Origin of the sequence: Pseudomonas sp. IPO3747 (assembly GCF_013385245.1) — a bacterium.
Classification (GTDB): Bacteria; Pseudomonadota; Gammaproteobacteria; order Pseudomonadales; family Pseudomonadaceae; genus Aquipseudomonas; species Aquipseudomonas edaphica.
Genome location: NZ_JACAQL010000022.1, coordinates 122,712 through 149,073, shown reverse-complemented (window position 1 = coordinate 149,073; position 26,362 = coordinate 122,712). Strand labels below are relative to the sequence as shown.

Sequence of the window (26,362 nt, the reverse complement as noted above, 5' to 3'; positions counted from 1 at the left end):
ATGGCTCTGCATGGATTCCTTCAAGGCAACCGCAGCTACGCCGACACGCAGGCGCTGGGCGTTGCACTGAAGGCGCTTCAGGAGGAAGGCCTGGACCAACTGCCATTGCCCGGCAGCGGCCAGACGTTGGAACGCTTCAGCCGGCTGGCGCAGGTGGCAGGTCATGACCTGCGCCTGTGCAAGCTGTTCGAAGGTCACACCGATGCCCTGGCGATCATCGCCGAGCTCGACAGCCCCTTGCCGCCCGTGGGCAGTGTTTGGGGCATGTGGGCCGCCGAACCGCCGACGGCCAAGGTACGCGTACGCCGCGACGGCCAGCGCTTGATCGTCGATGGGCGTAAAGCCTGGTGTTCCGGCGCAGCGGTGGTCAGCCATGGCTTGCTGACCGCCTGGGACGAAGACGACCGCCAACAGTTGGTGGCGGTCGAGATGGACCAGCCCGGCGTCACCGTCACCCACGAAGGCTGGAAAGCCGTGGGCATGGCGGCCACCGGCAGTGTCGAAATCATCTTTGATGAGGCCCGCGGCATCGCGGTTGGCGAGCCGGGCGACTACCTGTCACGGCCTGGCTTCTGGCACGGCGGCGTCGGTATCGCCGCGTGCTGGTATGGCGGCGCGCAACGTCTGGCTGAGGTGCTGCGTGTGCATTGCAGCCAACGTCCCGAACAGCATGCGCTGGCGCACTTGGGCGCGGTCGACAGCGTGCTCAACAGCGCCGCCTGTGTACTGCGCGACGGTGCTGAGCAGATTGACCGCCACCCTCGCGCCAATGCGCGGCAACTGGCCCAACAGGCACGGGCGTGCGTCGAGGATACCGTCGAGCAGGTCATTCATCACGTCGGGCGCGCGGTGGGTGCCGGGCCTTACTGCAAAGATCCGCATTTCGCCCAATTGATGGCGGACTTACCCGTATATGTACGTCAAAGTCACGCCGAGCGTGACCTGGCGGCGCTGGGAAAGCTGGTTGCGGACGACCCCACAGGTAGGTGGCTGTTATGAAACTCAACCCGATCGTTGGCCAGGGCACGCCGTTGCATCAATGGCAGGGTTCAGCCCATATGGCCCAATTGCCGCAAATCAGTGTCGAGCAGTTGGTGCCCGCGGGGCATCGCGCCGTTATTATTGCTCCGCACCCGGACGACGAAGTGCTGGGCTGCGGCGGCCTGCTGCAAGGCCTGGCCATGCTGGACCGGCAGATCCAACTGATTTCCGTCACCGACGGCATCGCCAGCCACCCAGGCTCCAGGCGCTGGCCGGTCGAGCGCTTGAGCATCGTGCGCCCGCAGGAGTCGGCCCAGGCCCTGCACCGTCTCGGCCTGCCAATGCACAGTTTGCAGTGGCTGCGCGCAGGCTTTGCCGACAGCCAGGTGGCGGCCCGTGAAGATGAGTTGAGCGCGTTCATAGAGCGGTATCTCAAGCCCACCGATGTGGTGTTCACCACCTGGCGCGAAGACGGGCATTGCGACCATGAAGCCGTTGGCCGCGCCAGCGCCAAAGCGGCGCAGGCGGTAGGTGCGACCCTGTACGAACTGCCCGTTTGGACCTGGCATTGGGCAACGCCCGAAGACAGCCAGGTGCCATGGCAACGTGCGCGCAAAATCGTGCTGACACCTGAAGCGGTGGCGCGCAAACGGCATGCCATTCACGCCTTTGCCAGCCAACTTGAAGGCGACCCGCAAGTGGGTCTGGCACCGGTGCTGGCACCCTATGTGGTTGAGCGTTTGCTGCAACCTTTTGAAGTGGTGTTTGTATGAGTGTGGCCACACCCTATTTTGATCAACTGTTCGCCGGTAATGACGACCCTTGGGCCTTTCGCCAGCGCTGGTACGAACAGCGTAAACGCGCACTCACCCTGGCGGTGCTGACACGGCCCCGCTATCGCTCGATTTTTGAACCCGGCTGCGCGAACGGCGAGCTGAGTGCCGAATTGGCGCCGCGCTGCGAGCGCCTGGTGTGTTGCGACACGGCCGCCGCTGCCGTAACGCTGGCGCAAACCCGATTGCGGGGGTTCAGCCACGCCCAGGTTCATCAAAGCCGTTTGCCTGAGGAATGGCCGCCCGGCCAGTTCGAACTGATTGTGTTGAGCGAACTCTGCTACTACCTCGATGCCGAGGATTTACAGCGCTTGATCGACTGTGCCCTGAATGCGCTGACCGACAACGGCCAACTGCTCGCCTGCCACTGGCGCCCGCGCATCGATGGCTGCCCGCAAACGGCCGAACAGGTGCACGAAATGCTCGCGCAACGCCTGGGCATGGCCCACCTCGCCCACCATCACGACAGTGACTTTCTACTCGACCTGTGGAGCCGTGACGGCACCTCGGTCGCCACCCATGAGGGCTTGCGATGATCGGCATTCTAATCCCGGTACATAACGAAGAAGCGCTATTGGGCGAGTGCCTCAAAGCCGCGATGATTGCCGCCAGCCACCCTGATTTGCTGGGTGAGCCTGTGCAGATCCTGGCCGTGCTCGACAGCTGCAGCGATGGCAGTGCGGCGATTGCCCAGGCGTATCCGGTGCAGTGTTTACACGTGCTGGCACGTAACGTCGGGCAGGTGCGCGGAGTGGGTGCGCGGCACTTGTTAAACCAGGGTGCACGCTGGATTTCGTGCACCGACGCCGACAGCCGTGTCGCCCCCGACTGGTTGGTGGCGCAACTGGCCTTGGGCGCCGATGCTGTGTGCGGCACAGTGACGGTGGACGACTGGAGCGAAGGCTTCGGCGTGGCAGCCCAAATCCGCTACACCCAAGCCTATGAGGCTCGCGACGGCCATCGCCATATTCACGGTGCCAACCTGGGCGTGAGTGCCGGGGCGTATGTGCAGTCCGGCGGATTCGAACCGTTGGCCTGCCACGAAGATGTGCAACTGGTGCGCAACCTGGAGCGCTGCGGTGCTTCAATCGCCTGGAGTCACACGCCACAGGTAATTACCAGCGCACGCCTGGACTGCCGTGCCCAAGGCGGTTTTGGTGATTATTTGAAGAGTTTGATGCAGGCCACCTGAATATTTCGACCCTGCACGATGTAAAAACGCCGAATCCTTGACTATGCTGAAATCGCCTTGCTGGTCATCCAGGGTTGGATGGCCGCAGTTCATCGCAGCGGAGCCTGTGCTGAGTACAAGAGCGTCGTCCCGTCAACGGGGTACGACCCGGCATCATTCGACAAGGACGTGACACCGATGAAATCTGCCTCATTAAGCGAGGGCCGTCGCGGCCCTGCGCAAATCTGGAACAGTGCGCCACAGTTGGCGCAAATCCCCTTTATCAAGCCCTCCTCCCTGGTGCCACGCGGCGCGCGCGTGGTGGTCATCGCGCCTCACCCCGGCGATGAGGTGTTGGCGTGTGGCGGATTATTGCAACTGCTCAGCACCCTCGACCACCCACTGCAACTGATCTCGATCACCGATGGCAGCGCCAGCCACCCAGGCTCGAATGCTTGGCCGGCAAGCCGCCTGAGTGTGATCCGGCCGCAGGAAAGCGCCGAGGCGCTGCGGCGCCTGGGCATGCCGCTGCACAGCCTGAAGTGGATTCGCGGCGGCTTTTGCGACGACGCCCTTGCCGCCCGCGAACAACCCATGAGCCAGTTCATTGCCCGCTACCTGCAAGCGGGTGACGTGGTGTTCACCACCTGGCGCCACGACGGCAAGGACGACCATGACGCCGTCGGCCGCGCCAGCGCCAAAGCCTGCCAGCTCACCGGCGCGCGCCTGTATGAACTGCCGATATGGGCCTGGCACTGGCCGGTGCGCGAAGGCTCGGTGATCCCCTGGCATCGCGCGCGCAAGGTGCGCCTGGACAGCTGGAGCGTTGCGCGCAAGCTTCACGCCGCCCATGCGTATGCCAGCCAATTGGTCGGCGACCCGGAGATCGGCCTGGCGCCAATGCTTGCCCAGGAGTTGCTGGAGCGGATGCGTGAGCCCTATGAGATCGTGTTTGCCTAGGCCAGCACTCGCCTGTACCTGTCAGTTCTCACAGTAGCACCCGGCTCACTCTGCGACTAAGGTGCAAAAAGCCTGCACAGCTTGATGTGCAGTCGAGAAAGCCATGCCAACCCCTTGCATTCGCCGGTGTTTTCGTAGAACAGGCAACCCGTCGTGCCTGCTCCGTATCGCGCTCTACCTTCCCATGGCTTGAACCGCACCTGATTGCTCAGGTGCGGGAACTTCCTTCGGACAAGGAGCCGTCATGCGCACACTGCCAGTTTTTCTGACTTACCTGGGTATCACGTTGATGGCGGTGTGGCCGCTGCCGTCGCTTGGCGCCTGCACGATCAACATTACCGCCGGCAATGACACCTCGACCTGCAACAGCGGCGCCGCGCCGGGCTTTACCGACACCGCCGGCAACAACACGCTGAACCTCAGCGGCAGCGGCTCCCTCAACGGTGATGTCACCTTGGGGGCCGGCAACGATCTGGTTGACATCAACGGTGCGACAGCGGCAATCAATGGGATGCTGCACCAGGGCGACGGTGCGAATACGTTTCGTCTGACGCTGGGCGCGGTCACGGGGTCCATTACCCAGGGCGATGGTGTGGATCTGGTGCAGATCAACGGTGGGCACGCGGGGGCGATCATCCAGGGCGGGGGCATTGACAGTTTTGTCATGCGCGATGGCACTGTCGAGTCACTGGCCCAAGGCGACGGCCATGACACATTCGTTATGAGTGGTGGCACCATCAAGGGCGCCTTTGAAGACGGCGATCAAGCATTGATGACCGGCGGCACCATCGGCCGGGTCGACATGAAACTCGATAACAACGTCTTCGATATGCGCGGCGGCACCATCGTCGGCAACCTTGTCACAGGGCTGGGCAGGGACACCATTCTCGTCTCGGGCACCAGCACCATCGGCGGCAACATCAGCACCAGCGCCGGCGTGGATTTGATCCAGGTCAGCGGTGGCAGGGTCAACGGCCAAATCCTCACGAGCTTCGGCGCCGATCAGTTCATTTGGACCGACGGGGGAACAATCAACGGGGCAATTCTCATGGGTGCCGATGATGATTCTGCCCTGCTGAAAAACCTCCGCGAAACCTTGCTGGCCGCCACCCCCCAACTGGACGGCGGCGTGGGTAACGACACCCTCACCTTTGACGCAACGCAAACCAGCGTCCCGAGCCGCTACACCGGCTGGGAGCAGGTGTCTATGATCAATGGGTCAGCCCTGACACTGGGTGGCACATTCGTATTGGGAGGCAGCGATACCGGTACCGGCGCAATGAGCATCGATGCAACGAGCAGATTGATCGTCACAACGGGCACTCTCGCGCCCTTCACGTCCGGGCAATTGGCAACCTTGAACAACGCCGGTCTGATCGATATGAGTACCTACAGTTCCAGCACGACCGACAGCTTGACGGTCAACGGCAATTACATCGGCACGGACGGTCGGTTGGCGCTGCAAACGGTGTTGGGCGCGGATAACTCACCCAGCGACAAACTGGTGGTCAGCCAAGGCACCCTGCAGGGCGCCACGGCGATCAGCATCACCAACCTGGGCGGTGCAGGTGCGCTGACCGTGAAGGATGGCATAGAGGTGGTACAGGCAACCCAGGGCGCAACCAGCAGCGTCGGTGCGTTCTCGCTGGCTGGCCCCGTGTCTGCTGGTGCGTTTGACTATCACTTGTTCAGAGGGGGCGTGACCGCGGGTACGGAACAGAATTACTACCTGCGCTCCACCGTGCCGGCGCAGCCTACGCCGGATGCGGTGATTACCCCGCCCACCCCAGCGCCTGGCACCCCGGCATTGCCGCCCAATCCAGGCAACACCGCAATCCCCCTTTACCGCGCCGAAGTGCCGGTGTACGCCGTGCTGTTTCAAGCTGCCGAGCAAATCGTGCAAGGCATGCTGGGGACTTACCACGAACGCGTGGGCGATCAGCGCCAGCAGCAACAAACCGGGGTATTCCCCACGGGTTGGGCCAGGGTGTACGGCGGCAACAGTCGCCAGAGTTTCGCGGGAACGGTCAGCCCGACACTGGACAGTTCGCTGTCGGCCTTCCAGGTGGGCAGCGACCTGTACGCCACCACCACGGACAGCGGCCAGACTCACCGGCTTGGCTTCTTTGTGGGCCACAGCCGCCTGCAAGGCGACGTCAAGGGTTTCAACGGTGGCTTCCAAGACAAGGACGCAGGCCGCCTGACCTTGCGCGGCGACAGCCTAGGCGCCTACTGGACACTGATCGGCGCCAACCGCGCCTATCTGGACCTGGTGGTAATGGGCACCCGCTTCACCGGCAACAACGAGTCCGACCGGGGCATCAAGATGAAAACCAAAGGCAGCAACGCATTGGCGTCCGCCGAAGCGGGCTGGCCTTTTACTGTGAGTGCCCAATGGGAACTGGAGCCACAAGCCCAGCTCATCGTCGACCGCACGCGGCTGGACAGCCAGAACGACCGAATCTCCGCCGTCTCCTACGACGCTGACACGCATGTCACCACCCGCCTGGGTGCCCGCTTGCGTGGCAGCTATGAGGTGAGTGGTATGCCCCTGCAGCCATACGCGCGTGCCAACGTCTGGCATGCCCGCGCCGGCACCAACACCGTTAGGTTCGATGATGCTACCGACATAAACACCGAGCAAAAGTCGACCACGCTGGACCTCAACGTCGGCGCCACCTTGACCGTTGCCCAAGGCATCAGCCTGTACGGCCAACTGGGCTACAACCGCAACCTGGACAGCAATGCCCTCAACGGCCGCCAAGGCACGCTGGGGCTTCGAATGGATTTCTGATCCGCGTATGTGTATCGCACTGTATCCAGGGCCCGTTGCGATACACAACGTTTAACCCATGGCACTTGCTGAAACACAGCCGATACAGCACGACGTTCAACTGAGCACCCGGCACACATCAAGCCCCAGGAGGCTCGCCATGCACGCTCAGTTGAAACGCCACCCACTTTTCCTGGCTTTTGCCCTGTTGCCATTCGCGGCCATGGGCATGGCCCATGCCGAGATGCCCGAACCGCAAACCCCGGCACCGCAGCATCAATCGGCGTTCGGGACGCTCAAGCACATCAAGGCCGGCCTGCTGGACGTGGCCTACGCCGAGGTCGGCCCGGCCAATGGCCAAGTGGTGATCCTGTTGCATGGCTGGCCCTACGATATCGACAGCTACGCCAACGTCGCACCGCTGTTGGCCGCCAAGGGCTACCGCGTGTTGATCCCGTATGCGCGGGGTTATGGCGACACGCGTTTTCTGTCGGATAAAACCTTGCGTAACGGTGAACCGGCGGCGCTGGCCCAGGACGTGATCGATTTCATGGATGCGCTGAAGATCAATCAAGCGGTGCTGGGCGGTTACGACTGGGGCGCGCGCTCAGCAGATATCGTCTCGGCGCTGTGGCCGGAACGGGTCAAGGCATTGGTGTCAGTCAGTGGCTACCTGATCGGCAACCAGGCCGCCGGTAAGAACCCGCTGCCACCCAAAGCTGAGTTGCAGTGGTGGTACCAGTTCTACTTCGCCACCGAACGCGGCGCCGCCGGCTACCAGAAAAACACCCACGATTTCGCCAAGCTGATCTGGCAGACCGCCTCGCCGAAGTGGGCCTTTGACGAGGCCACCTTCGAACGCAGCGCCAAAGGCCTGGACAACCCCGATCACGTGGCCATCACCGTCTTCAACTACCGCTGGCGCCTGGGCCTGGTACAGGGCGAAGCGCAATACGCTGCCCTGGAGCAAACACTTGCGCAGTCGCCGAGCATTGGCGTGCCGACTATCACGCTTGAAGGCGACGCCAACGGTGCGCCGCATCCATTACCCGAGGACTACGCCAAACGCTTTACCGGCAAGTACCAGTTCCGTCTGGTGAGCGGCGGCATCGGCCATAACCTGCCGCAAGAAGCGCCGGCGGCGTTTGCCAAGGCCATAGTGGACGCCGATCGCCTGTGAAGCGACGTGAACTGCTTGGCAGCCGTGCCTAAAGTCGCCCAAAGGAATGCCGATACGCTTCTGGCGCCGCCCTTTGGCGTTCCTTTTGCGAGCCGTCATGGCACGCCGCATGCTTTGTTCCTGGCTCGACCACATGGAGTAAGAGTGAATGCCCGCACGCGCCCGCTTCCTGGAGCACTACCGCAAAGCCGACCGCATCATGCTGGCGTTGATCTGGCTGATGTTTTTATTCTCCCTGGGCCTGGCCTTCTGGCACGACACCTGGTTGCAAGCGGTGATCGTCGGCGGCGGCGCCAGCGTGGTGCTCACCTTGCTCTATCGCGCCCTCGGTGGCACCCGTTTGATGCGTTGTTTGCTGGGCGCCGGCCTGATGGTCATGGCGGCGCTGCAGATTAACCAGGCGCAGGGCTTGATCGAAGCGCACTTCGGTATCTTCGCGCTGCTGGCGGTGCTGACGTTTTACCGCGACTGGCTGCCGATCCTCGTCGCGGCGCTGACCATCGCCGTCCACCACGTGGTGTTTCACGCGTTGCAACATCAGGGTTTCCCGGTATTTGTGATGGACCATCATGGCGGCTGGAACATGGTGTTCGTGCACGCCTTCTACGTTGTGATGGAGACGGTCGCCCTGCTCTACCTCGCCATTCATAGCCAGGCCGAGGCGGTCGAAAGCCAGGAGATGCTGGAAAAAATGCTCGCCGTGACCTCCCAGCTCACCGTTGAAACCGCCCAGGGTGAAGGCAAGGTGCATATGTCCCTGGCCAAGCGTTTCGACCACTTCCTGCAACAGATCACCCACCTGATCGATGGCGTGACACGCGACTCCCACGGCCTCGGCCAACTCGGCCAGGCATTAGCCAGCGCCAGCGGTACCCTGGAAACCGGCGCACGCCATCAGTTGGCGGAAATCAACCAGATGACCGGCTCCATGCAGCGTATGGAAGACGCCACCGCCCACATCACGCAACACGTCGAACACGCGGTGGAGCATGCAGGCCAGGCCCGCGAACAGATTGTGCGCGGCCAGCAAAGCGTCGGCCGTGCCCAACATGAAATCACCCAACTGGCCTCGCGCATCGACGGCACCAACCACACCGTACAAGGCCTGGCCACCCAGGCCGAACAGATTGGTTCGGTGCTTGAAGTGATCAGCAGCATCGCCAACCAGACCAACCTGCTGGCGCTCAACGCCGCCATCGAAGCCGCCCGCGCCGGCGAGCAAGGCCGAGGTTTTGCGGTGGTCGCCGATGAGGTCCGCAGCCTGGCGCAACGCACTGCCGTCTCCACCCAGGAAATCAAACAGATCATCGAAGGCCTGCAACACGGCAGCCGCCAGGCCGTCGAGGCAATGCACGACAGCCAGGCAGGTGTAGCGCGTTGTGTGGAGGACAGCCAACTGGCGGTGGACATGTTGCAGGCCGTGGGCGCCGACATCGCGCATATCGACGAGCTGAACGGGCGAATCGTGATGACCACCCGCGAACAAACCTCGGCCAACCTGGAGATCGTCGGGCGCCTGCAGTCCGTGCAGAACATTGCACAAAACACCGCGGATGATGTGGAAACCCTCGCGCGCAGCAGTGAGCAGTTGCCGCCGATTGCAGTGCGGCTGGATGCGTTGGGGCGCAGGTTTCACTCCTGAAAAACGCCTCAACGTGAGGATGGCTCAGCCTGGCAAAATCCCCAGTTTTTTAGCCCGCATGCGCGCCAAGGCATACACGGTGCGCGTGCGAGGTATCGGTGCCCCGATGCGATCAGCCACTGAAACAAGCGTGCCAAGGATGGCCTCGATCTCCACCGGTTTGTGCCCCTCAACGTCTTGCAGCATCGAGGTTTTCACCTTGCCGAGCTTGCCGGTGATCGCAATGCGTTGCGCGGAATCAATCTGGGGCGCGATGCCCAGTGTGCGTCCCAAATCCAGCAACTCATCCATCATGCCGATGAACAGTGCGTGCAGGAATGGGTCGTCGATCAACTCATCGGTTGCGCAGCCCACCAACAGGCTGACCGGGTTGAAGCAGGCATTGCCCAGCAGCTTCAACCATATTTCTTCGCGCACATTGGCGTGGGCGTGGGCATCAAAACCTGCCTCACGAAAAGCCTCGGTGGTTGCATCTACGCGCGCGCTATTACCAACGGCCGGCTCACCGAACACCATTCGGCTTCCGGACATGTGCTTGATCACACCGGGACTCAGCACGGTACATGAGGCAAATACAACGCAACCGACAACGGCTGCAACGGGCACAGCCTTTTCTATCACGCCACCGGGGTCGACAGCCTCAAGACGCATACCCGCCAAAGCGCCTGCCGACTGCAGGAAATACCACCAGGGTAAGCCGTTGAGTGCAGGAATAACCAGGGTTTGCGGGCCAATCAATGCCTTGGCCTGTTCCACCACACTGGGCATTGCCGGCGCCTTGACGGCAAATGTGACCATCTCCTGAATGCCAAGCTCTTCAGGTGCGCAGGTCGCTTTCAGTGGGGCAACCAACACCTCATCGCCCGTGTGCAGCTTCAGCCCATGCTCGCCAATGGCGGCGAGTGTTTCGCCACGCGCGATCACGCTGACGTCGTGGCCGGCGGCGAACAATTTGCACGCCAGGAAACCACCGATTGCTCCAGCACCTACGACCGTGACGCGCATGGGTAAACCTCACTGAGGGAGTGGAACAGAATACTGGCTAAACAGGCCGGAACAAGCCCGTCTCATTGAAAAAGCAGCCGCACTTGGCTCACACCCATCAGCCAAGGCAAACATAGCCACAGGTTACTTTTGCAGCGCATCCAGCCTGCGTTTCAGTCGCCTCAAGTCATTGTTGACGATGAGCTTGTGCACCGGCCCTACCGGCAACATGTACAGGCGCCCAAAGGTGTTATGGGTGATCACCGATGAGGTGATCGTAAACACGCGGTCACTGACAGACAGACAAATCATCACATCCAGGTGCCGGTCGCGCTCGGTCAGCACCAACCTATCGGGAGCACTGTGCTCCACCAGAAAGAAGTCCAAGCGCTCGCCCGCCTGTACCGCATTTTGCGGTGTGCCGGAGAACCCACCGATACGTTTCACCCCAAACAGCGACGAAATCCCGTCGCGGATTCGAAAAGCCAACTGCATCGGCCACCCGCGCTCGGCGGTCACAATGTTCCAGGCCTCCAGTGCTGTGACATCAGTTGGCAACATGACCGACCTGCGGTCGTAGTAATCCAGCTCTGCAGGTGTGCCCAGTGTGTGAATAACATCTGTAGTAACCAACTGATTTCTCCCTGAAAAGCGCGGTTGGTGATGAAACCGAGTGATGCCTGCAGGCGCAGGTTATTTTGCAGGGCTGCTCAAGTAAAGCGCGGGACAGGCTGGTTGACATATCGATAATTCTCGATATGATCCGCCCATGGAATTACTCGACGTATTCAAAGCCCTCTCAAACCAGACACGCCTGGAAATACTGAAAGGTTTGAAAGACCCCGAAAAGAACTTCCCCGCACAAGATGAGGGTGACGTTCACACGGTGGGCGTGTGCGTAAGCAGTATCCAGGAAGGCATCGGCCTTTCGCAGTCCACCGTGTCGGGCTACCTGGCCACCTTGCAACGGGTGGGGTTGGTCGAAGTCACCCGTATCGGGCAGTGGACCTACTACAAGCGTAACGAGGCAAACATCCGTGTGCTTGCCGAGATCATAGGCAAAGAGTTGTAGGTTTTTTTTATCGCAATATATCTAGTTTTCGCGATATCTCTTTTTATCGAAACGAGGATGAGCAATGAAAGCATTGATACTCAACGCATTTGGCGGCCCGCAAGCGTTCGAACTTCGCGACGTGCCTAAGCCCGTCCCCCATGCCGGGCACGTGTTAGTGCGGGTTTACGCCACTTCCATCAACCCGTTGGATTATCAGGTGCGACGTGGCGACTACCCTGACCTGGTGCCCTTGCCGGCGATAACCGGGCACGACGTTTCCGGCGTCGTCGAAGCCCTCGGCCCAGGCGTCACTGCTTTTGCACCAGGCGATGAGGTTTGGTACACCCCGCAAATATTTGACGGCCCCGGCAGTTACGCTGAGTACCACGTGGCGGCCGAACACATCATCGGCAAAAAGCCTGCGGCCCTGAGCCACCTGGAAGCCGCGAGCCTGAGCCTGGTCGGCGGCACCGCCTGGGAAGCACTGGTGGTGCGCGCGGCGCTGCGGGTCGGCGAGAGCGTTCTGGTACATGGCGGCGCAGGCGGCGTCGGCCATGTGGCGATCCAACTGGCAAAAGCCATCGGCGCCAAGGTGTTCACCACCGTACGCGAAGCCAACATTGAGTTCGCCCGCAGCCAGGGCGCCGATGTGATCATCGACTATGAAAAGGACGATTACCTTGAGGTCATCCTGCGCGAAACCGCTGGTCGTGGCGTTGATGTGGTGTTTGACACCATCGGCGGCAACACCTTGGCCCGCAGCCCCGACGCACTCGCGCAACTGGGCCGTGTGGTGTCGATTGTGGACATTGCGCAGCCGCAAAATCTGGTTAATGCCTGGGGCAAGAATGCCAGTTATCACTTTGTCTTCACGCGGCAGAACCGCGGCAAACTCGATGAACTCAGCGCGTTGGTAGAACGCGGACAACTGCGGCCACACGTGGGTGAGGTGTATTCGCTGGCAGATATCCCGCTCGCCCACGCGCGGTTGGAGCGTCGCAATAACGGCCTGCTGGGGAAGATTGCGATTGCCGTCGCGCCGTCGCTTCTCGCGTGAATACAGCGGTTTAAGGTTGAAAACTTGCCTGGAGAAACATCATGGTTTACGAGATCGCGCTGCTGCCGGTTTACAAAGCACAATTCGAAGCGTTTAGAGCCGCATTTGCCGAGGTCTTGCCGCTGCTCAGCCGCGCTAAAGGTTACGGTGGGCATATGCTCGCGCAAGGGGTTGAAAGCCCAGAGGTGTTCAACTTGATAGTGCGCTGGGAGACCTTGGAGGATCACACGCCGGGGTTTGAGGCGAGTGAAGATCATCGTGTGTTTATGTCGGGGTTGGAGGCGTACTTCTCTGCAGAACCGGCGGTTTACCATGTGGAGGCGTTTGCCGATGGAACTTCTCTAAACAACGATGTCAATTTGACGGCTCGCTAGCGCAGCAAAAGCAGCATGGATCAGTCAGCGTCAGGCTACTTCCTGACACCCATGGAGAGAATAATGAGAGTCATCATTGCAATATTGTTGATGCTCAGTGGCTACGCTTACGCCGGGTGCGGCAATATCAGTGACGGCAACCTTCGAGCCACGTGCCAGGCAGAAATGAACGGGCAAAGCTGCGGCAACATCAGCGACAGCGATCAACGCGCTTATTGCAATGCCAAGAGCAACGGCCAAAGCTGCGGCAACATTCAAGACAGCAATTTACGTAACGAGTGTGAAGCCGCGAAGCGCTGAGCCGCCCGCGAGATGGGACCAGCCTTCGCGCTGGCCCCGTCCATCTTTTATCTTTGTGCACGCCTCTGGCCGGCGCGGTGAACCCAACACTTTTAAAGTGAAAGCACGCGTACTTAGGGATCATTGCGTCGCATCAAAACACTCATGGTATTTCACCGCGCCTGGTGCGGTTTTTGCGGATTGTCCAACCCCCTCAAGACCCTTTATCCTCCTCGCTCCCGCTCGACCCACTCCGGAGCCGCCATGGACCTCGCCACGCTCGCCCTCTTCCTCCCCGCCTGCTTCGCCCTGAACATGGCGCCTGGCCCCAATAACCTGCTGTCCGTAAGCAACTCCACGCGCTATGGCTATCGCACTTCTTGCCTTGCGGGTATTGGCCGTTTGCTGGCCTTTGGCGGCATGATCGCCCTCGCCTCTGCCGGCTTGGCGGTGGTGCTGCAGACTTCGGAGCTGCTGTTCTACGGGATCAAGATTCTCGGTGCGGCGTATCTGTTTTATCTGGCATTTCAGCTTTGGCGGGCTAACCCGCAGAAAGAAGCTGAATCAGCGACAGACAAGGTGGGATTGTGGGCGTTGGCACGTCAGGAGTTTCTGGTGGCGGCTGGCAACCCGAAAGCCATCCTGATCTTCACCGCGTTCCTCCCGCAATTCGTGGTACCCGGCCAACCGATCACCCCCCAATTCGCGCTGCTGGGTGGGATGTTCCTGGGTTTAGAATGGATAGCGATCAGCGCCTACGCCTACATGGGCACGCACATGCGTCGCTGGTTTGCCGAACCCAGCGGCAAGCGCCTATTCAATCGCTGCTGCGCCGGGCTGTTATCGGCGGCGGCGACGGTGTTGTTGATGGCGCGCAGGGTGTGAGGACAAGCCTGCGCACTCAACGAACAGGGAAAACGCGACATGACCCGAATCGAACTCGCCGACTTTTACCAAGGCTACATCGACTGCCTCAACCGCCAGGACTGGGAGCACCTGGGCCACTTCGTCCACCCGCAGGTGACCTACAACGCCACCACCGTCGGCCTGGCAGGCTACCGCGCGATGCTGGAACGCGACTTTCGTGAGATCCCGGACCTGGTGTTTCGCATCCAACTGCTGGTAGCCGACCCGCCTACCATCGCCAGCCGGTTGAATTTCAACGTCAGCCCCAGAGGCGAGTTCTTCGGGCTGCCGATCAACGGCAGGACCGTGGCCTTCGATGAAAACGTATTCTACGAGTGCTGCGACGGGAAAATTGCGCGGGTCTGGTCGGTCATCGACAAAGCCGCGATAGCCCAACAGCTGACACCCGATAAACCTTGATCGACCGTCTAGACTCTCTACACCCAACCACCCCGTGGAGACCCAAGATGAACAAAAACACCCTCTGCCTCTGGTACAACGGTACCGCCCTGGAGGCGGCCACTTTCTACGCCCGGACGTTCCCGAACAGCGCTGTGACGGCCGTGCATCACGCCCCTGGCGACTTTCCGGCGGGCAAGCAAGGCGATGTATTAACCGTCGACTTCAGCGTGCTGGGCATTCCCTGCCTGGGCCTGAATGGTGGCCCGGCGTTCCCGCACAGCGAGGCGTTTTCGTTTCAGGTGGCGACGGACGACCAGGCCGAAACCGACCGCTATTGGAATGCCATTATCGACAACGGCGGCCAGGCCAGCGCTTGCGGCTGGTGCAAGGACAAATGGGGCGTGTCCTGGCAGATCACCCCGCGCGTCTTGTCTGCGGCGGTGACGCATGCCGACCCGGCCATCGCCAAGCGTGCGTTCGATGCGATGATGACCATGACCAAGATCGACGTGGCCGCCATCGAAGCTGCGATAGCTGGGCGTTGAACGCTATACAGACCAGTGTGGGAGCGGGCTTGCTCGCGAATGCAATCTTTCAGACAGGCAGATATTGACTGACCCACCGCTTTCGCGAGCAAGCCCGCTCCCACACCCGCCCGCAGTCTGGCATTCTTGCGGCCTCAGTCGTCGAACACGAGTCTCAGGCCCATGAACCATGGCGTAAAACTTGAACCGCGCACCATCCCGGTCCCAAGCTCGATCAGCGCCCCAGCCCAGGCGACACTCCAGCGCCTGGTCGGGGCTGATGGCGTGCCGTTGAACGCACTGCACAGCATGCCCGCGCCGCACGACCACGATGGCTGGCGCCAGCTGCAAGCCGTCGTCGACCAGAACTACACCAGCGCCAATGCCGGGCAGGCGGACGCACTGCGCGCCAACCTGCACACCATCACAGTAGAAAGCGCCACCGTGCACGTGGCCACACCGACGGGCCACACGCCCTTTGCCTACATCGATCTGCACGGCGGCGCACTGGTGTTCGGTGGCGGCGAAAACTGCCGTATTGCCGCCGGCAAGCAGGCCGACCTGCACAACCTGATGTGCTACGGCATTGATTACCGCATGCCGCCTGATCACCCGTACCCGGCGGCGCTGGATGACTGCGTGGCCACCTACCGCCATGTACTCAAGCACCATGCGCCTGAGCACATCGTGATTGGCGGCCGTTCGGCAGGCGGTAACCTGGCGGCGGCAATGGTCTTGCGCGCCCGTGACGAAGGGTTGCCAATGCCAGCGGCGCTGGTGCTGCTCTCGCCGGAGGTCGACCTGACCGAATCCGGCGACAGTTTCCACGTCAACCGAGGCGTCGACGTGGTTCTGCCCATGCCGCTGATGAGCACCAACCTGCTGTATGCCAATGGCGCGGATTTGTCCCACCCGTACCTGTCGCCCCTGTTTGGTGATTTGGCCGGCTTCCCGCCGACCTTCCTGCAAAGCGGTACACGGGATCTGTTCCTGTCCAACACCGTGCGCATGCACCGCGCCTTGCGCCAGGCGCAGGTGCCGGCGCTGCTGCATGTGTTCGAGGCCATGCCCCATGGCGGCTTCATGGGCGCACCGGAAGATGCGGAACTGGCAGCCGAGGTCGCCGCATTTGTGCGCGAGCACCTTCGGCGGAGTTGACATATTCAGTCACATCCCCTGAAGATGGAGATCTTATTCAGGGTGTGCCAGCGCATGTCAGCAACGTCTTTCGTTAACCTTTGTGCCATTGGCTTGATTGCCAAGGCGCAAGGTTGCGTGGCGCACGCCCTTAAATCGAAGAAACAGTCGCTCATGTGACCGGGGCGCGCTGTCCCGTCAGATGAGCTGACAGGACATTGAGCGCGGCGGCCCCCTCCTCCTTCTGCACAATCCCTCTGCCCTTCTGACGGTGACTTTAGCGGTCAACCATCAGGAGAAAGTGCATGTCATCGTTTCAAGGTATCTGGGTTCCCATAGTCACGCCGTTTCAGGATGGCGCCATCGACTTTATCGGCCTGCACCGGCTGGTCGGTCACCTGCTGGAAAAACACGTCGCCGGGATCATGGTCTGCACCACCACGGGCGAAGCCGCGTCGTTGAGCCGTCAGGAGCAGCTCGCCGTGCTCGATGCCGTGCTGCAATGGGTGCCCGCGCAGCAGGTGGTGATGGGCCTGGCGGGCAACAACCAGATAGAACTGCTGCACTTTCAAAGCGAAATTCTCAAGCGCCCGGTAGCCGGTCTGCTGGTGCCCGCGCCCAGCTATATCCGCCCTTCCCAGGCTGGCCTTGAGGCGTTTTTCCGCACGGTGGCGGATGCCTCCAGCGTGCCGATTGTGCTCTACGACATTCCCTACCGCACCGGCGTGACCTTTGAGCAGGCCACGTTGTTGAGCATCGTCAAACACCCGCGAATCAGCGCGATCAAAGATTGTGGCGGCAACCTGGCCAATACCCTGGCGTTGCTGGCCAGTGGTGACGTGAATGTGTTGTGCGGCGAAGACGTCCAGATTTTTAACGCGCTGTGCCTGGGCGCCAGTGGCGCAATTGCGGCCTCGGCGCATCTGCACACCGAGGCCTTTGTGGCGCTGTGCCAGCAAGTGCGCGATAACCAATTGGCCGAGGCCAGGGCGACGTTTTTCACGTTATTGCCACTGATCAACACGATGTTCATGGAGCCCAACCCGGCGCCGGTGAAGGCTGGGTTGGCGTTGCAGGGCTTGATCGGCAGCGAACTGCGCGCGCCGATGCAAGCTGCCAGTGCGCGCGTACAACAGGCGTTGGGCGCGCTGCTGTAAACGCCCTGTCGGGTTCATGCGCCAAAAAAAGACATCCAACGGACCGCCCGGTTGCGACCGGCGCGATCCCGGCCTATGTTCCAAGGCACGCCTTTACTTTGCTGCTCCACCTCTGTCTGCTCGCAACCAAGGTGAATTCATGCCCAGCCTCCCACGTCCCGCCGTGCTCGAACTGATCGGCAACACGCCGCTGGTCAAGGTCAGCCGTTTCGATACTGGCCCTTGCACGCTGTTTCTCAAGTTGGAATCGCAAAACCCCGGTGGCTCGATCAAGGACCGTATCGGCCTGGCCATGATCGACGCCGCCGAACGTGACGGCCGCCTGCAACCGGGCGGCACCATTATCGAAGCCACCGCCGGCAACACCGGCCTGGGCCTGGCGCTGGTCGGCCGGGCCAAAGGCTACCGTGTGGTGCTGGTGGTGCCCGACAAGATGTCGACTGAAAAGGTCTTGCACCTCAAGGCCATGGGCGCCGAAGTACACATCACCCGTTCCGATGTCGGCAAGGGCCATCCCGAGTACTACCAGGATGTGGCCGCTCGCCTGGCCAAAGACATTCCCGGTTCATTCTTCGCCGACCAGTTCAACAACCCCGCCAACCCGCTGGCCCACGAAACCAGCACCGCCCCGGAAATCTGGGCGCAAACCCAGCATGATCTGGACGCGATTGTGGTCGGTGTCGGCTCGGCCGGCACCCTCACCGGGCTTACGCGCTTCTTCAAACGCGTGCAGCCCGAACTGGAAATGGTGCTGGCCGACCCCGTGGGCTCGGTGATGGCCGAATACAGCCGCAGCGGGAAAATGGAAACGCCCGGCTCCTGGGCCGTGGAAGGCATCGGCGAAGACTTTATCCCCTCGATTGCCGACCTCTCCAGTGTGCGCCATGCCTACTCCATCAGCGATGAAGAAAGCTTCGACCACGCCCGTCAGTTACTCAAGGCCGAAGGCATCCTCGGCGGCTCATCCACCGGCACCCTGCTTGCCGCCGCACTGCGTTACTGCCGCGAACAAACCGAGCCAAAACGTGTGGTCACCTTCGTCTGCGACACCGGTACGCGCTACTTGTCCAAGGTCTACAACGACCAGTGGATGAACGACGCGGGCCTGTTGCAATACAAACACTACGGCGACCTGCGCGACCTGATCGCGCGGCGCTTCGAAGACGGCCGGGTGATCAGCGTGAGCCCCGATGACAGCTTGCTCACCGCCTTCCAGCGCATGCGCCTGGCGGATGTTTCGCAGCTACCGGTGTTGGTGGACGGCCGTGAATTGGTCGGCGTCATCGACGAATCCGACATCCTGCTGGGCCTGCATCAGGACGCCACACACTTTTCCATGGTGGTGGCAGACGCCATGAGCAAAACCTTGCAAACCCTGGCCCCCAGCGCCAGCCTGGCCCAATTGCAGGCGGAACTGGATCGCGGCCTGGTCGCGATTATTGCCGACACATCCGGCTTCCATGGCCTGATCACCCGCGTCGACCTGCTTAACCACCTACGGAGATCCCTTGCATGAGCCTGCCCGATAAAAGCGCGTTTGCCACCCGTGTGATCCACGCCGGGCAATCCCCCGACCCAACCACGGGCGCGCTGATGCCGCCGATCTACGCCAACTCCACCTATTTGCAAGACAGCCCCGGCGTGCACAAGGGGTTTGATTACGGGCGCTCCCACAACCCCACGCGGTTTGCCCTGGAGCGCTGCGTGGCCGACCTGGAGGGCGGCAGTGCGGCGTTTGCGTTTGCTTCGGGGTTGGCGGCGATTTCCACTGTGCTGGAACTGCTGGATGCCGGTGCGCATATTGTCTCCGGCAACGACCTGTATGGCGGCACGTTCCGGCTGTTCGACAAGGTGCGTCAACGCAGTGCCGGGCACCGTTTCAGCTTTGTCGATTTAAGCGACCTGTCGGCCTTTGAAGCCTCACTGCAGAGCGACACACGCATGGTCTGGGTCGAGACCCCGAGCAACCCGCTGCTGAGCCTCACCGACCTCAGCGCCATTGCGCGTATCTGTCGCGATCGCGGCATCATCTGCGTGGCCGATAACACCTTCGCCAGCCCATGGATCCAGCGCCCACTGGAGCTGGGCTTCGACATCGTGGTGCACTCCACCACCAAATACCTCAACGGCCACTCCGACGTGATCGGCGGTATCGCCATCGTCGGCCACAACCCGGAACTCGCCGAGCGCCTGGGCTTTTTACAAAACTCGGTCGGCGCGATTGCCGGCCCGTTCGATGCCTTCCTGACCCTGCGCGGTGTAAAAACCCTGGCACTGCGCATGGAGCGCCATTGCAGCAACGCCCTGGACCTGGCCACCTGGCTGGAGCAGCAGCCGCAAGTGTCGCGGGTGTACTACCCAGGCCTGGCCTCGCACCCGCAGCACGCACTGGCGCGCAAGCAGATGCGTGGGTTTGGCGGGATGATTTCGGTGGATTTGAACAGTGACCTGGCGGGTGCCACACGTTTTCTGGAAAACGTGAAAATTTTCGCGTTGGCCGAAAGCCTCGGCGGCGTGGAAAGCCTGATCGAACACCCGGCGATCATGACCCATGCAAGCATTCCTGCGGCGACGCGGGCGCAGTTGGGGATCGGCGATGGGTTGGTGCGGTTGTCGGTGGGGGTTGAGGATGTGGAAGATTTGAGAGCCGATCTGGCTCAGGCGCTGGCCCTGATCTAGACGCCTGTGGGAGCTGGCTTGCCTGCGATACAGACACCTCGGTGTATCAGTTGCACCGCGGTGATGCTATCGCAGGCAAGCCAGCTCCCACACAAGCCAGCTTTCACAAGGGGGATTGTGTCAGGCTGAAGTGACGTTGGCCCGCGCCGAGTGCAGTTTTTTATAGCTCTCGATCAAGCGCAAATGCCGATCCAGGCCTTCCAGCTTCATGCTGGTCGGGGTCAAGCCATAAAACCGCACACAGCCGTCCACCGAACCCATCACCGCATCCATCCGCTCGTTACCGAACATTCGGCGGAAGTTGGCCTCGTAATCGGCGAGGTCCAGGTCGTCGTCCAACTGCATCTCCAACACTGCGTTCACGGCCTGGTAGAACAGGCCGCGTTCAGCGGTGTTGTCGTTGTATTGCAGGAACATCTCCACGCACTCCTTGGCCTCCTCATATTGCTGCAAGGCCAGGAAGATCAGCAGTTTCAACTCCAGGATGGTCAACTGACCCCACGCCGTGTTGTCGTCGAACTCAATGCCGATCAAGGTGGTGATGTCGGTGTAATCGTCCAGCTCGCTTTCGATCAGTCGCTCGACCAACGCCTGCAGCGCCTCCTCGTCAAGGCTGTGCAGGTTGAGGATATCGGCACGGAAAAACAGCGCCTTGTTGGTGTTGTCCCAGATCAGGTCGTCCACCGGGTAGATTTCCGAGTAGTCCGGCACCAGGATCCGGCAAGCCGTGGCGCCGAGGTGTTCGTACACCGCCATATAGGACTCTTTGCCCATGCCTTCGAGAATGCCGAACAGGGTGGCGGCTTCTTCGGCGTTGGAATTTTCACCTTCGCCCGAGAAGTCCCACTCGACGAACTCATAGTCCGACTGCGCACTGAAGAAGCGCCACGACACCACGCCGCTTGAGTCAATAAAGTGCTCGACAAAGTTGTTCGGCTCGGTCACCGCCTGGCCTTCAAAGGTCGGCTGCGGCAGGTCATTCAAACCTTCAAAACTGCGGCCCTGGAGCAGTTCGGTGAGGCTGCGTTCCAGCGCCACTTCCATGCTTGGGTGTGCGCCGAACGAGGCGAATACGCCGCCGGTGCGCGGGTTCATCAGGGTGACGCACATCACCGGGAACTCGCCGCCCAGGGATGCGTCCTTGACCAGTACCGGGAAGCCCTGGGCCTCCAGGCCTTCGATACCCGCGACAATGCCGGGGTATTTGGCCAGCACTTCTGCGGGCACGTCCGGCAAGGCGAACTCGCCTTCGATGATTTCGCGCTTCACGGCGCGCTCGAAGATCTCCGACAGGCACTGCACCTGGGCTTCAGCCAAGGTATTGCCCGCGCTCATGCCGTTGCTGAGGTAGAGGTTTTCGATAAGGTTGGACGGGAAATACACCACTTCGCCGTCGGACTGGCGCACGAACGGCAGCGCAACAATCCCGCGCTCTTCATTGCCCGAATTGGTGTCGAACAGGTGCGAGCCACGCAGCTCGCCCTCACGGTTGTAGACCTTCAGGCAGTAGGCATCGAGAATTTCACTCGGCAGCTCGTCCTTGGGCCCAGGCTGGAACCAGCGTTCGTCCGGGTAATGCACGAACGGCGCGTTGGCCAGCTCCTCACCCCAGAACTGGTCGTTGTAGAAGAAGTTGCAGTTCAGCCGCTCGATAAACTCGCCCAGGGCAGACGCCAATGCGCCTTCCTTGGTTGCGCCCTTACCGTTGGTGAAACACATCGGCGAGTGTGCGTCGCGGATATGCAACGACCACACGTTGGGCACGATATTGCGCCACGAGGCGATTTCAATCTTCATGCCCAGGCCGGCGAGAATGCCGGACATGTTGGCGATGGTCTGCTCCAGCGGCAGGTCCTTGCCGGCGATGTAGGTGCCCGCCTCGGAGGTGGAATTGGGCATCAACAATGCCTGCGCATCCGCGTCGAGGTTTTCCACTTCCTCGATCACAAATTCCGGCCCGGCCTGCACGACTTTCTTCACGGTGCAGCGGTCGATTGAACGCAGGATGCCCTGGCGGTCCTTGTCGGAGATGTCCGCTGGCAACTCGACCTGGATCTTGAAGATCTGGTTGTAGCGGTTTTCCGGATCAACGATGTTGTTCTGTGACAGGCGAATATTCTCGGTGGGAATATTGCGTGTTGCGCAGTACAGCTTCACAAAGTACGCCGCGCACAACGCCGACGAAGCCAGGAAGTAATCGAACGGACCCGGGGCCGAACCGTCGCCTTTGTAGCGAATCGGCTGGTCGGCAATCACCGTGAAGTCATCGAACTTGGCTTCAAGCCGAAGGTTGTCGAGAAAGTTGACCTTAATTTCCATGCGGGCACACCAGAATAACGAGCTAAACAAATTGGCCGCCATTATGAAGATTTTCGCCGGGAAGTCTCAGGGTTTTGCGAATCGGCTGCCGATCGGTGCTAACGTCCACCCACCACACTTTGAGCCATCGGCCCATGTCCATTACCGATAACCTCCTCGCCTTTACCTTCGCCGCCACCCTGCTCACGCTCACGCCGGGGCTGGATACCGCGCTGGTGCTGCGCACCGCCACAGTCGAAGGCAAACGCCAGGCGCTGCACGCCACCTTCGGCATCAACGCCGGTTGCTTGCTGTGGGGCGCGGCCGTGGCGTTTGGCCTGGGCGCTTTGATTGCAGTGTCGGAGCTGGCGTACAACCTGCTCAAATATTGCGGCGCGGCTTATCTCGCGTGGCTGGGCCTGAACATGTTGGTGCGCCCACGCCGCTCACTGTCACCCGCCAAAGCCGAGGGCAAACCGGGCGGCAACTGGTTCCTCAAGGGCATGTTGGGCAATGTGCTGAATCCCAAAGTGGGCATCTTCTACGTGTCCTTCCTGCCGCAATTCATCCCCCAAGGCCAGCCGCTGATTGCCTGGACCTTTGGCCTGGTCAGCATTCATGTGCTGCTGGGCCTGCTGTGGTCACTGCTGCTGATTGGCGCCACCCGGCCGCTGTCCGGTTTCCTGCGCAGGGAAAAGGTGATCCGGTGGATGGACCGCACCACCGGCATGATCTTCGTGTTGTTCGCCGCGCGCTTGGCATTGAGCAAGCGCTGAACCTTAGCCGAGGCGGATCGACAGTTCGATATCATCGGCAAACGGCACCGACAGATAGCCGTTCCCAGGTTCGCGCACGTGCGCCAGGTATTCAGGGCAGTAGTTGGTGTTGTCAGCCACCACCAGCGCGCCCGGCCGCAGGTGCTTCTCTACCAGATTCAACACATCGCCATACAGCGACTTGGCGCCATCGAGCAGCAGCAGGTCGACCGTTTGCGGCAGGTTTGCAGCCAATGAGACCAGCGCGTCGCCTTCGCGCACCTCGATCAGGTCGCTGACGCCGCCTTCGATGAAATGTTCGCGCGCCAGGGCAATCTTTGACGGTTCGAATTCGCTGCCGATCAACACGCCGCCGCCGTTGTCGCGCAGTGCGGCAGCCAGGAACAAGGTGGACAACCCGAACGAGGTGCCGAACTCGACAATAGCTTTTGCATGGCTGCTGCGGGCCAGCATATAGAGCAGGTTGCCGGTGTCACGCGAGACGGGCAGCCACAGATCCTTGAGCATCGTGTAAAGCTCAAGGTACTCGGTTTTGCTGTGCATCAGGCGGTTGCGCTCTTGCGGCGACACAGTGTCGATGAGCGGGCTGGTCGCCGCATTGGCTTGGGCGTAGAGGCGTTCGATCAGGGCTGCAAGAGGCGCGGTGGTCAGGGTGGTCATGATTGATTTCCGTCGAAGGGGGACTAAGATGCGATTAATTCGTCGCATTAAAAGTATGCGAGTGATTCATCGCCTTCGCTATTCGCGTTCGCCCAGCGCTCGGAGCCCGAAATGACCACCCGCCAGACTCCCCGTATTGCCTCGCGCAAACAGCCACAACAGGCACGCTCGACCGAGTTGGTGGCGGCGATTCTCGAAGCCGCTATTCAGGTTTTGGCCAAGGAAGGCGCTACGCGTTTCACCACCGCGCGGGTCGCGGAAAAAGCCGGCGTGAGTGTCGGCTCGGTGTATCAATATTTCCCCAACAAGGCCGCGATCCTGTTTCGGCTGCAAAGTGATGAATGGCAGCAGACCACCCAAATGCTGCGCGACATCCTCGAACAAACCGAAATAGCACCGCTGACCCGCCTGCGTACCTTGGTGCATGCATTTATCCATTCCGAGTGCGAGGAGGCGCTGATGCGCGGTGCGCTCCACGACGCGGCGCCGCTGTACCGCGATGCACCGGAAGCGGAGCAAGTGCGCGCGGCCGGCCGGCAAGCCTTTGAGACATTCATGCACGAGTTGCTGCCCGAGGTGCCCGACGCAACCCGCGCACTGGCGTGCGACCTGATCCGCAGCACGCTGGGTTGCGTGGGCAAGGACTTTTCCTTCAGCCCGCGCACCGCTGCCGAAATCGAGGTGTATGCCGATGGCATGGCCGCTATGTTCAGTGCTTATGTGAATACACTCAATCGGCCTTGATTGCTTACGAAGCCGTAGCGGAAGGTTCACACGGCGATTGAAGGCACCAGCGCTCGATGGGAGTATCGGCGACTGTGGGAGCTGGCTTGCCTGCGATGGCGGTGGGTCAGTCACCGATGTATGCACTGATAGACCGCTATCGCAGGCAAGCCAGCTCCCACTTTGGATCGATGTGCATCGTGCAAATGAGCTTCGAACAATAGACCTGTTTAAGCACGCCCAATCGCTGCTATGTTTCGCGCCTGATCCAGCTAAAGGATGTGCCATGGAACCGCTAGCCACAAACGCCGCGTTGTTGATCATCGACATGCAGCAAGGCATGAATGACCCCACGCTGGGGCGCCGCAATAACCCCGACGCCGAGGTGCAGATACAGCACCTGCAGCGTGCATGGCGGCAGTCCAATCGCCCCGTGGTGCATGTGCGGCACATGTCCCGCAGCGAAGGCTCGGTGTTTTGGCCGGGCCAACCGGGCTGTGAGTTCCAGCCGGCACTGGCACCGCTCAAGCATGAGCATGTGGTGGAAAAAAACGTCCCGGATGCGTTCGCCGCCACCGGCCTGGAGCGTTGGCTGCATGTGCGTGGGATCCGGCAATTGGTGATCGTTGGGGTGATCACCAACAACTCTGTCGAGTCTACGGCGCGCTCCGGCGGCAACCTGGGTTTTGAGGTAACAGTGGCGGCGGACGCCTGCTACACCTTTGATCAAGCCGATTTATCGGGCCGCCTCTGGCCTGCCGAGGATGTGCATGCACTGTCGCTCAGCAACCTGGCGATGGATTACGCCAGGGTCACAGCCACTGCCGATATCCTGGCCATGCTTTAAAAAACGCCTGCCTGCGCGAGCATGTCGATAAGCCCTTCTGGCCATACCGTGTCTGCCGTCGAATGCAGCGCCTCGGTGGACCACCAATGGTGATCCGCCATGACCTGGGCTTCTTGCACTGTCCATTCGTCTCGCGACAGGTGCTCGTTTTGCGCCTGCACAACAAAGTACTGCTCAATGGCCAACACCGTTTCACCACTGGGTAGCATCAGCTCAAATCGGCGATCTGCTACCGGCGCTTGTACGTCACTGACCACAATGCCGGTCTCTTCGCGCAGCTCACGGATCGCAGCGGTGTGAAAGGTTTCCCCGGCTTCAACACCGCCGCCGGGCGTCGCCCAGTAATTCCTGCCGGCCAGTGCCCCGTCCTTGTGGACGAACCGGAACAGCAGCACTTTTCGAGCCGGGCTGATCACCAAAAGGCGTGCCGCCTTGCGCTCACGCATTGTCTCTCGTCCTTTCACCAAGCCGCTCTACCAGTCTTACCAGATAACCATCCGGGTCCTGTACCAGAAACTCGCGCTGCCCAACCTCGACCTCGCCTGCCCGGTACCACACGTCTTTGCAGGCCTTGAACACGGGATAGGCCGCCCTCTCCAGCCGTTGAATAACCGGATGTACCGCCACGACATCAATTTGCAGGTTCATGCCGCGCCCGAATGGCCTTTCCAACGCCCCCGTGAGCCATTGACTGGCGAGTGGGTCGACTTGTTCAAGCATCACCTGGGCTCCGTCCAGGTCAAGATACGCGAAGCCGTCTTCCAGGCGCTGATAAGCCACCGTGAACCCCAGACAACCGACCCAGAACTCAAGGCTGCGGTTCAGGTCGGTCACCATCAATTCCGGGACCAGATTATTTCTATGCATCGCCCATCACCGCCCAACCTGAGGCCATGCGGCAGATGACTTTATCGTTGGCACCGCTGCGGGCCAGTGCGACACGTTCCGTGATCAGTGGCATGCAT

At 61.0% G+C, this 26,362-nt stretch carries 28 protein-coding genes; 22 read left to right on the top strand and 6 right to left on the bottom strand.

What is annotated here, in order from left to right; all coding sequences use genetic code 11:
• The 8 genes from HX790_RS22180 (at window position 1) to HX790_RS29750 (ending at window position 9,540) form a co-directional block, all read left to right on the top strand.
• On the top strand, window positions 1-999 hold the full coding sequence (locus tag HX790_RS22180; protein ID WP_099549664.1) for an acyl-CoA dehydrogenase family protein: 999 nt from the start codon (window positions 1-3) through the stop codon (window positions 997-999).
• Complete coding sequence (locus HX790_RS22175; protein WP_176992149.1) at window positions 996-1,754, top strand: PIG-L deacetylase family protein; 759 nt, start codon at window positions 996-998, stop codon at window positions 1,752-1,754. The genes HX790_RS22180 and HX790_RS22175 overlap by 4 nt, the downstream gene beginning before the upstream one ends.
• Window positions 1,751-2,350 (top strand): SAM-dependent methyltransferase, encoded by a 600-nt coding sequence (locus HX790_RS22170; RefSeq protein WP_138453669.1) that lies wholly within the window; start codon window positions 1,751-1,753, stop codon window positions 2,348-2,350. Before HX790_RS22175 ends, HX790_RS22170 begins: the two co-directional genes overlap by 4 nt.
• On the top strand, window positions 2,347-3,006 hold the full coding sequence (locus tag HX790_RS22165; RefSeq protein WP_017138921.1) for a glycosyltransferase family 2 protein: 660 nt from the start codon (window positions 2,347-2,349) through the stop codon (window positions 3,004-3,006). Before HX790_RS22170 ends, HX790_RS22165 begins: the two co-directional genes overlap by 4 nt.
• 177 nt (window positions 3,007-3,183) lie before the next feature.
• Entirely contained in the window at window positions 3,184-3,945 is a 762-nt protein-coding gene (locus tag HX790_RS22160; protein ID WP_176992148.1) for a PIG-L deacetylase family protein, read from the top strand.
• A gap of 244 nt (window positions 3,946-4,189) precedes the next feature.
• Window positions 4,190-6,739: an autotransporter outer membrane beta-barrel domain-containing protein gene (locus HX790_RS22155; protein WP_176992147.1), complete on the top strand. Its 2,550-nt coding sequence runs from the start codon at window positions 4,190-4,192 to the stop codon at window positions 6,737-6,739.
• A gap of 139 nt (window positions 6,740-6,878) precedes the next feature.
• Window positions 6,879-7,898 (top strand): alpha/beta fold hydrolase, encoded by a 1,020-nt coding sequence (locus HX790_RS22150; protein ID WP_176992146.1) that lies wholly within the window; start codon window positions 6,879-6,881, stop codon window positions 7,896-7,898.
• A 148-nt stretch (window positions 7,899-8,046) separates the two neighbouring features.
• Window positions 8,047-9,540: a methyl-accepting chemotaxis protein gene (locus HX790_RS29750; RefSeq protein ID WP_176992145.1), complete on the top strand. Its 1,494-nt coding sequence runs from the start codon at window positions 8,047-8,049 to the stop codon at window positions 9,538-9,540.
• Window positions 9,541-9,564: 24 nt separating this feature from the next.
• On the opposite strand, the gene HX790_RS22140 is transcribed toward HX790_RS29750, so the two are convergent.
• Together HX790_RS22140 and HX790_RS22135 are read right to left on the bottom strand one after the other, a co-directional pair.
• Window positions 9,565-10,545 (bottom strand): ketopantoate reductase family protein, encoded by a 981-nt coding sequence (locus tag HX790_RS22140; RefSeq protein ID WP_176992144.1) that lies wholly within the window; start codon window positions 10,543-10,545, stop codon window positions 9,565-9,567.
• A gap of 123 nt (window positions 10,546-10,668) precedes the next feature.
• Entirely contained in the window at window positions 10,669-11,139 is a 471-nt protein-coding gene (locus tag HX790_RS22135; RefSeq protein ID WP_026013834.1) for a DUF2867 domain-containing protein, read from the bottom strand.
• Between the two features lie 154 nt (window positions 11,140-11,293).
• Between HX790_RS22135 and HX790_RS22130 the strand changes: the two genes are divergently transcribed.
• The 11 genes from HX790_RS22130 (at window position 11,294) to HX790_RS22080 (ending at window position 20,093) form a co-directional block, all read left to right on the top strand.
• Complete coding sequence (locus HX790_RS22130; RefSeq protein WP_017138928.1) at window positions 11,294-11,596, top strand: helix-turn-helix transcriptional regulator; 303 nt, start codon at window positions 11,294-11,296, stop codon at window positions 11,594-11,596.
• A gap of 64 nt (window positions 11,597-11,660) precedes the next feature.
• Window positions 11,661-12,635, top strand: coding sequence for a zinc-dependent alcohol dehydrogenase family protein (locus HX790_RS22125; protein WP_017138929.1), 975 nt, complete (start codon window positions 11,661-11,663; stop codon window positions 12,633-12,635).
• 41 nt (window positions 12,636-12,676) lie between these two features.
• On the top strand, window positions 12,677-13,009 hold the full coding sequence (locus HX790_RS22120) for an antibiotic biosynthesis monooxygenase (protein WP_017138930.1): 333 nt from the start codon (window positions 12,677-12,679) through the stop codon (window positions 13,007-13,009).
• 63 nt (window positions 13,010-13,072) lie between these two features.
• Window positions 13,073-13,309, top strand: a complete 237-nt coding sequence (locus tag HX790_RS22115) for a hypothetical protein (protein WP_017138931.1) — start codon at window positions 13,073-13,075, stop codon at window positions 13,307-13,309.
• Between the two features lie 243 nt (window positions 13,310-13,552).
• Window positions 13,553-14,173, top strand: a complete 621-nt coding sequence (locus HX790_RS22110) for a LysE family translocator (RefSeq protein WP_176992143.1) — start codon at window positions 13,553-13,555, stop codon at window positions 14,171-14,173.
• A gap of 39 nt (window positions 14,174-14,212) precedes the next feature.
• Window positions 14,213-14,614 carry an ester cyclase gene (locus tag HX790_RS22105; RefSeq protein WP_176992142.1) on the top strand — a complete coding sequence of 134 codons (402 nt, stop codon included), beginning with the start codon at window positions 14,213-14,215 and terminating at the stop codon, window positions 14,612-14,614.
• Between the two features lie 47 nt (window positions 14,615-14,661).
• Window positions 14,662-15,141: a VOC family protein gene (locus HX790_RS22100; protein WP_017138934.1), complete on the top strand. Its 480-nt coding sequence runs from the start codon at window positions 14,662-14,664 to the stop codon at window positions 15,139-15,141.
• 162 nt (window positions 15,142-15,303) lie between these two features.
• Window positions 15,304-16,278 (top strand): alpha/beta hydrolase, encoded by a 975-nt coding sequence (locus tag HX790_RS22095; RefSeq protein WP_176992141.1) that lies wholly within the window; start codon window positions 15,304-15,306, stop codon window positions 16,276-16,278.
• A gap of 284 nt (window positions 16,279-16,562) precedes the next feature.
• Complete coding sequence (gene dapA / locus HX790_RS22090; RefSeq protein ID WP_176992140.1) at window positions 16,563-17,414, top strand: 4-hydroxy-tetrahydrodipicolinate synthase; 852 nt, start codon at window positions 16,563-16,565, stop codon at window positions 17,412-17,414.
• 139 nt (window positions 17,415-17,553) lie between these two features.
• Window positions 17,554-18,930, top strand: coding sequence for a cystathionine beta-synthase (locus HX790_RS22085; protein ID WP_017138937.1), 1,377 nt, complete (start codon window positions 17,554-17,556; stop codon window positions 18,928-18,930).
• Window positions 18,927-20,093, top strand: a complete 1,167-nt coding sequence (locus tag HX790_RS22080) for a cystathionine gamma-synthase (RefSeq protein WP_099549649.1) — start codon at window positions 18,927-18,929, stop codon at window positions 20,091-20,093. The genes HX790_RS22085 and HX790_RS22080 overlap by 4 nt, the downstream gene beginning before the upstream one ends.
• Before the next feature lie 120 nt (window positions 20,094-20,213).
• On the opposite strand, the gene HX790_RS22075 is transcribed toward HX790_RS22080, so the two are convergent.
• Entirely contained in the window at window positions 20,214-22,412 is a 2,199-nt protein-coding gene (locus tag HX790_RS22075) for an OsmC domain/YcaO domain-containing protein (protein ID WP_176992139.1), read from the bottom strand.
• Between the two features lie 134 nt (window positions 22,413-22,546).
• Between HX790_RS22075 and HX790_RS22070 the strand changes: the two genes are divergently transcribed.
• Complete coding sequence (locus tag HX790_RS22070; protein WP_017138939.1) at window positions 22,547-23,167, top strand: LysE family translocator; 621 nt, start codon at window positions 22,547-22,549, stop codon at window positions 23,165-23,167.
• A 3-nt stretch (window positions 23,168-23,170) separates the two neighbouring features.
• Here HX790_RS22070 and HX790_RS22065 read toward each other — a convergent pair whose 3' ends face one another.
• A complete protein-coding gene (locus tag HX790_RS22065) occupies window positions 23,171-23,827 on the bottom strand; it encodes an O-methyltransferase (RefSeq protein ID WP_017138940.1) in 657 nt (218 codons plus the stop codon).
• A 111-nt stretch (window positions 23,828-23,938) separates the two neighbouring features.
• On the opposite strand from HX790_RS22065, the gene HX790_RS22060 reads away from it, so the two are divergent.
• Window positions 23,939-24,571, top strand: a complete 633-nt coding sequence (locus HX790_RS22060) for a TetR family transcriptional regulator (RefSeq protein ID WP_017138941.1) — start codon at window positions 23,939-23,941, stop codon at window positions 24,569-24,571.
• 265 nt (window positions 24,572-24,836) lie between these two features.
• Window positions 24,837-25,397 carry a cysteine hydrolase family protein gene (locus tag HX790_RS22055; protein WP_017138942.1) on the top strand — a complete coding sequence of 187 codons (561 nt, stop codon included), beginning with the start codon at window positions 24,837-24,839 and terminating at the stop codon, window positions 25,395-25,397.
• Here HX790_RS22055 and HX790_RS22050 read toward each other — a convergent pair.
• Both HX790_RS22050 and HX790_RS22045 read right to left on the bottom strand, forming a co-directional pair.
• Window positions 25,394-25,843, bottom strand: coding sequence for an NUDIX hydrolase (locus HX790_RS22050; RefSeq protein ID WP_017138943.1), 450 nt, complete (start codon window positions 25,841-25,843; stop codon window positions 25,394-25,396). The genes HX790_RS22055 and HX790_RS22050 overlap by 4 nt on opposite strands.
• The gene (locus tag HX790_RS22045) at window positions 25,836-26,264 is read right to left on the bottom strand and encodes a VOC family protein (protein WP_169986247.1); all 429 of its coding nucleotides are present in this window, start codon (window positions 26,262-26,264) and stop codon (window positions 25,836-25,838) included. Before HX790_RS22045 ends, HX790_RS22050 begins: the two co-directional genes overlap by 8 nt.
• Window positions 26,265-26,362: the final 98 nt, after the last annotated feature.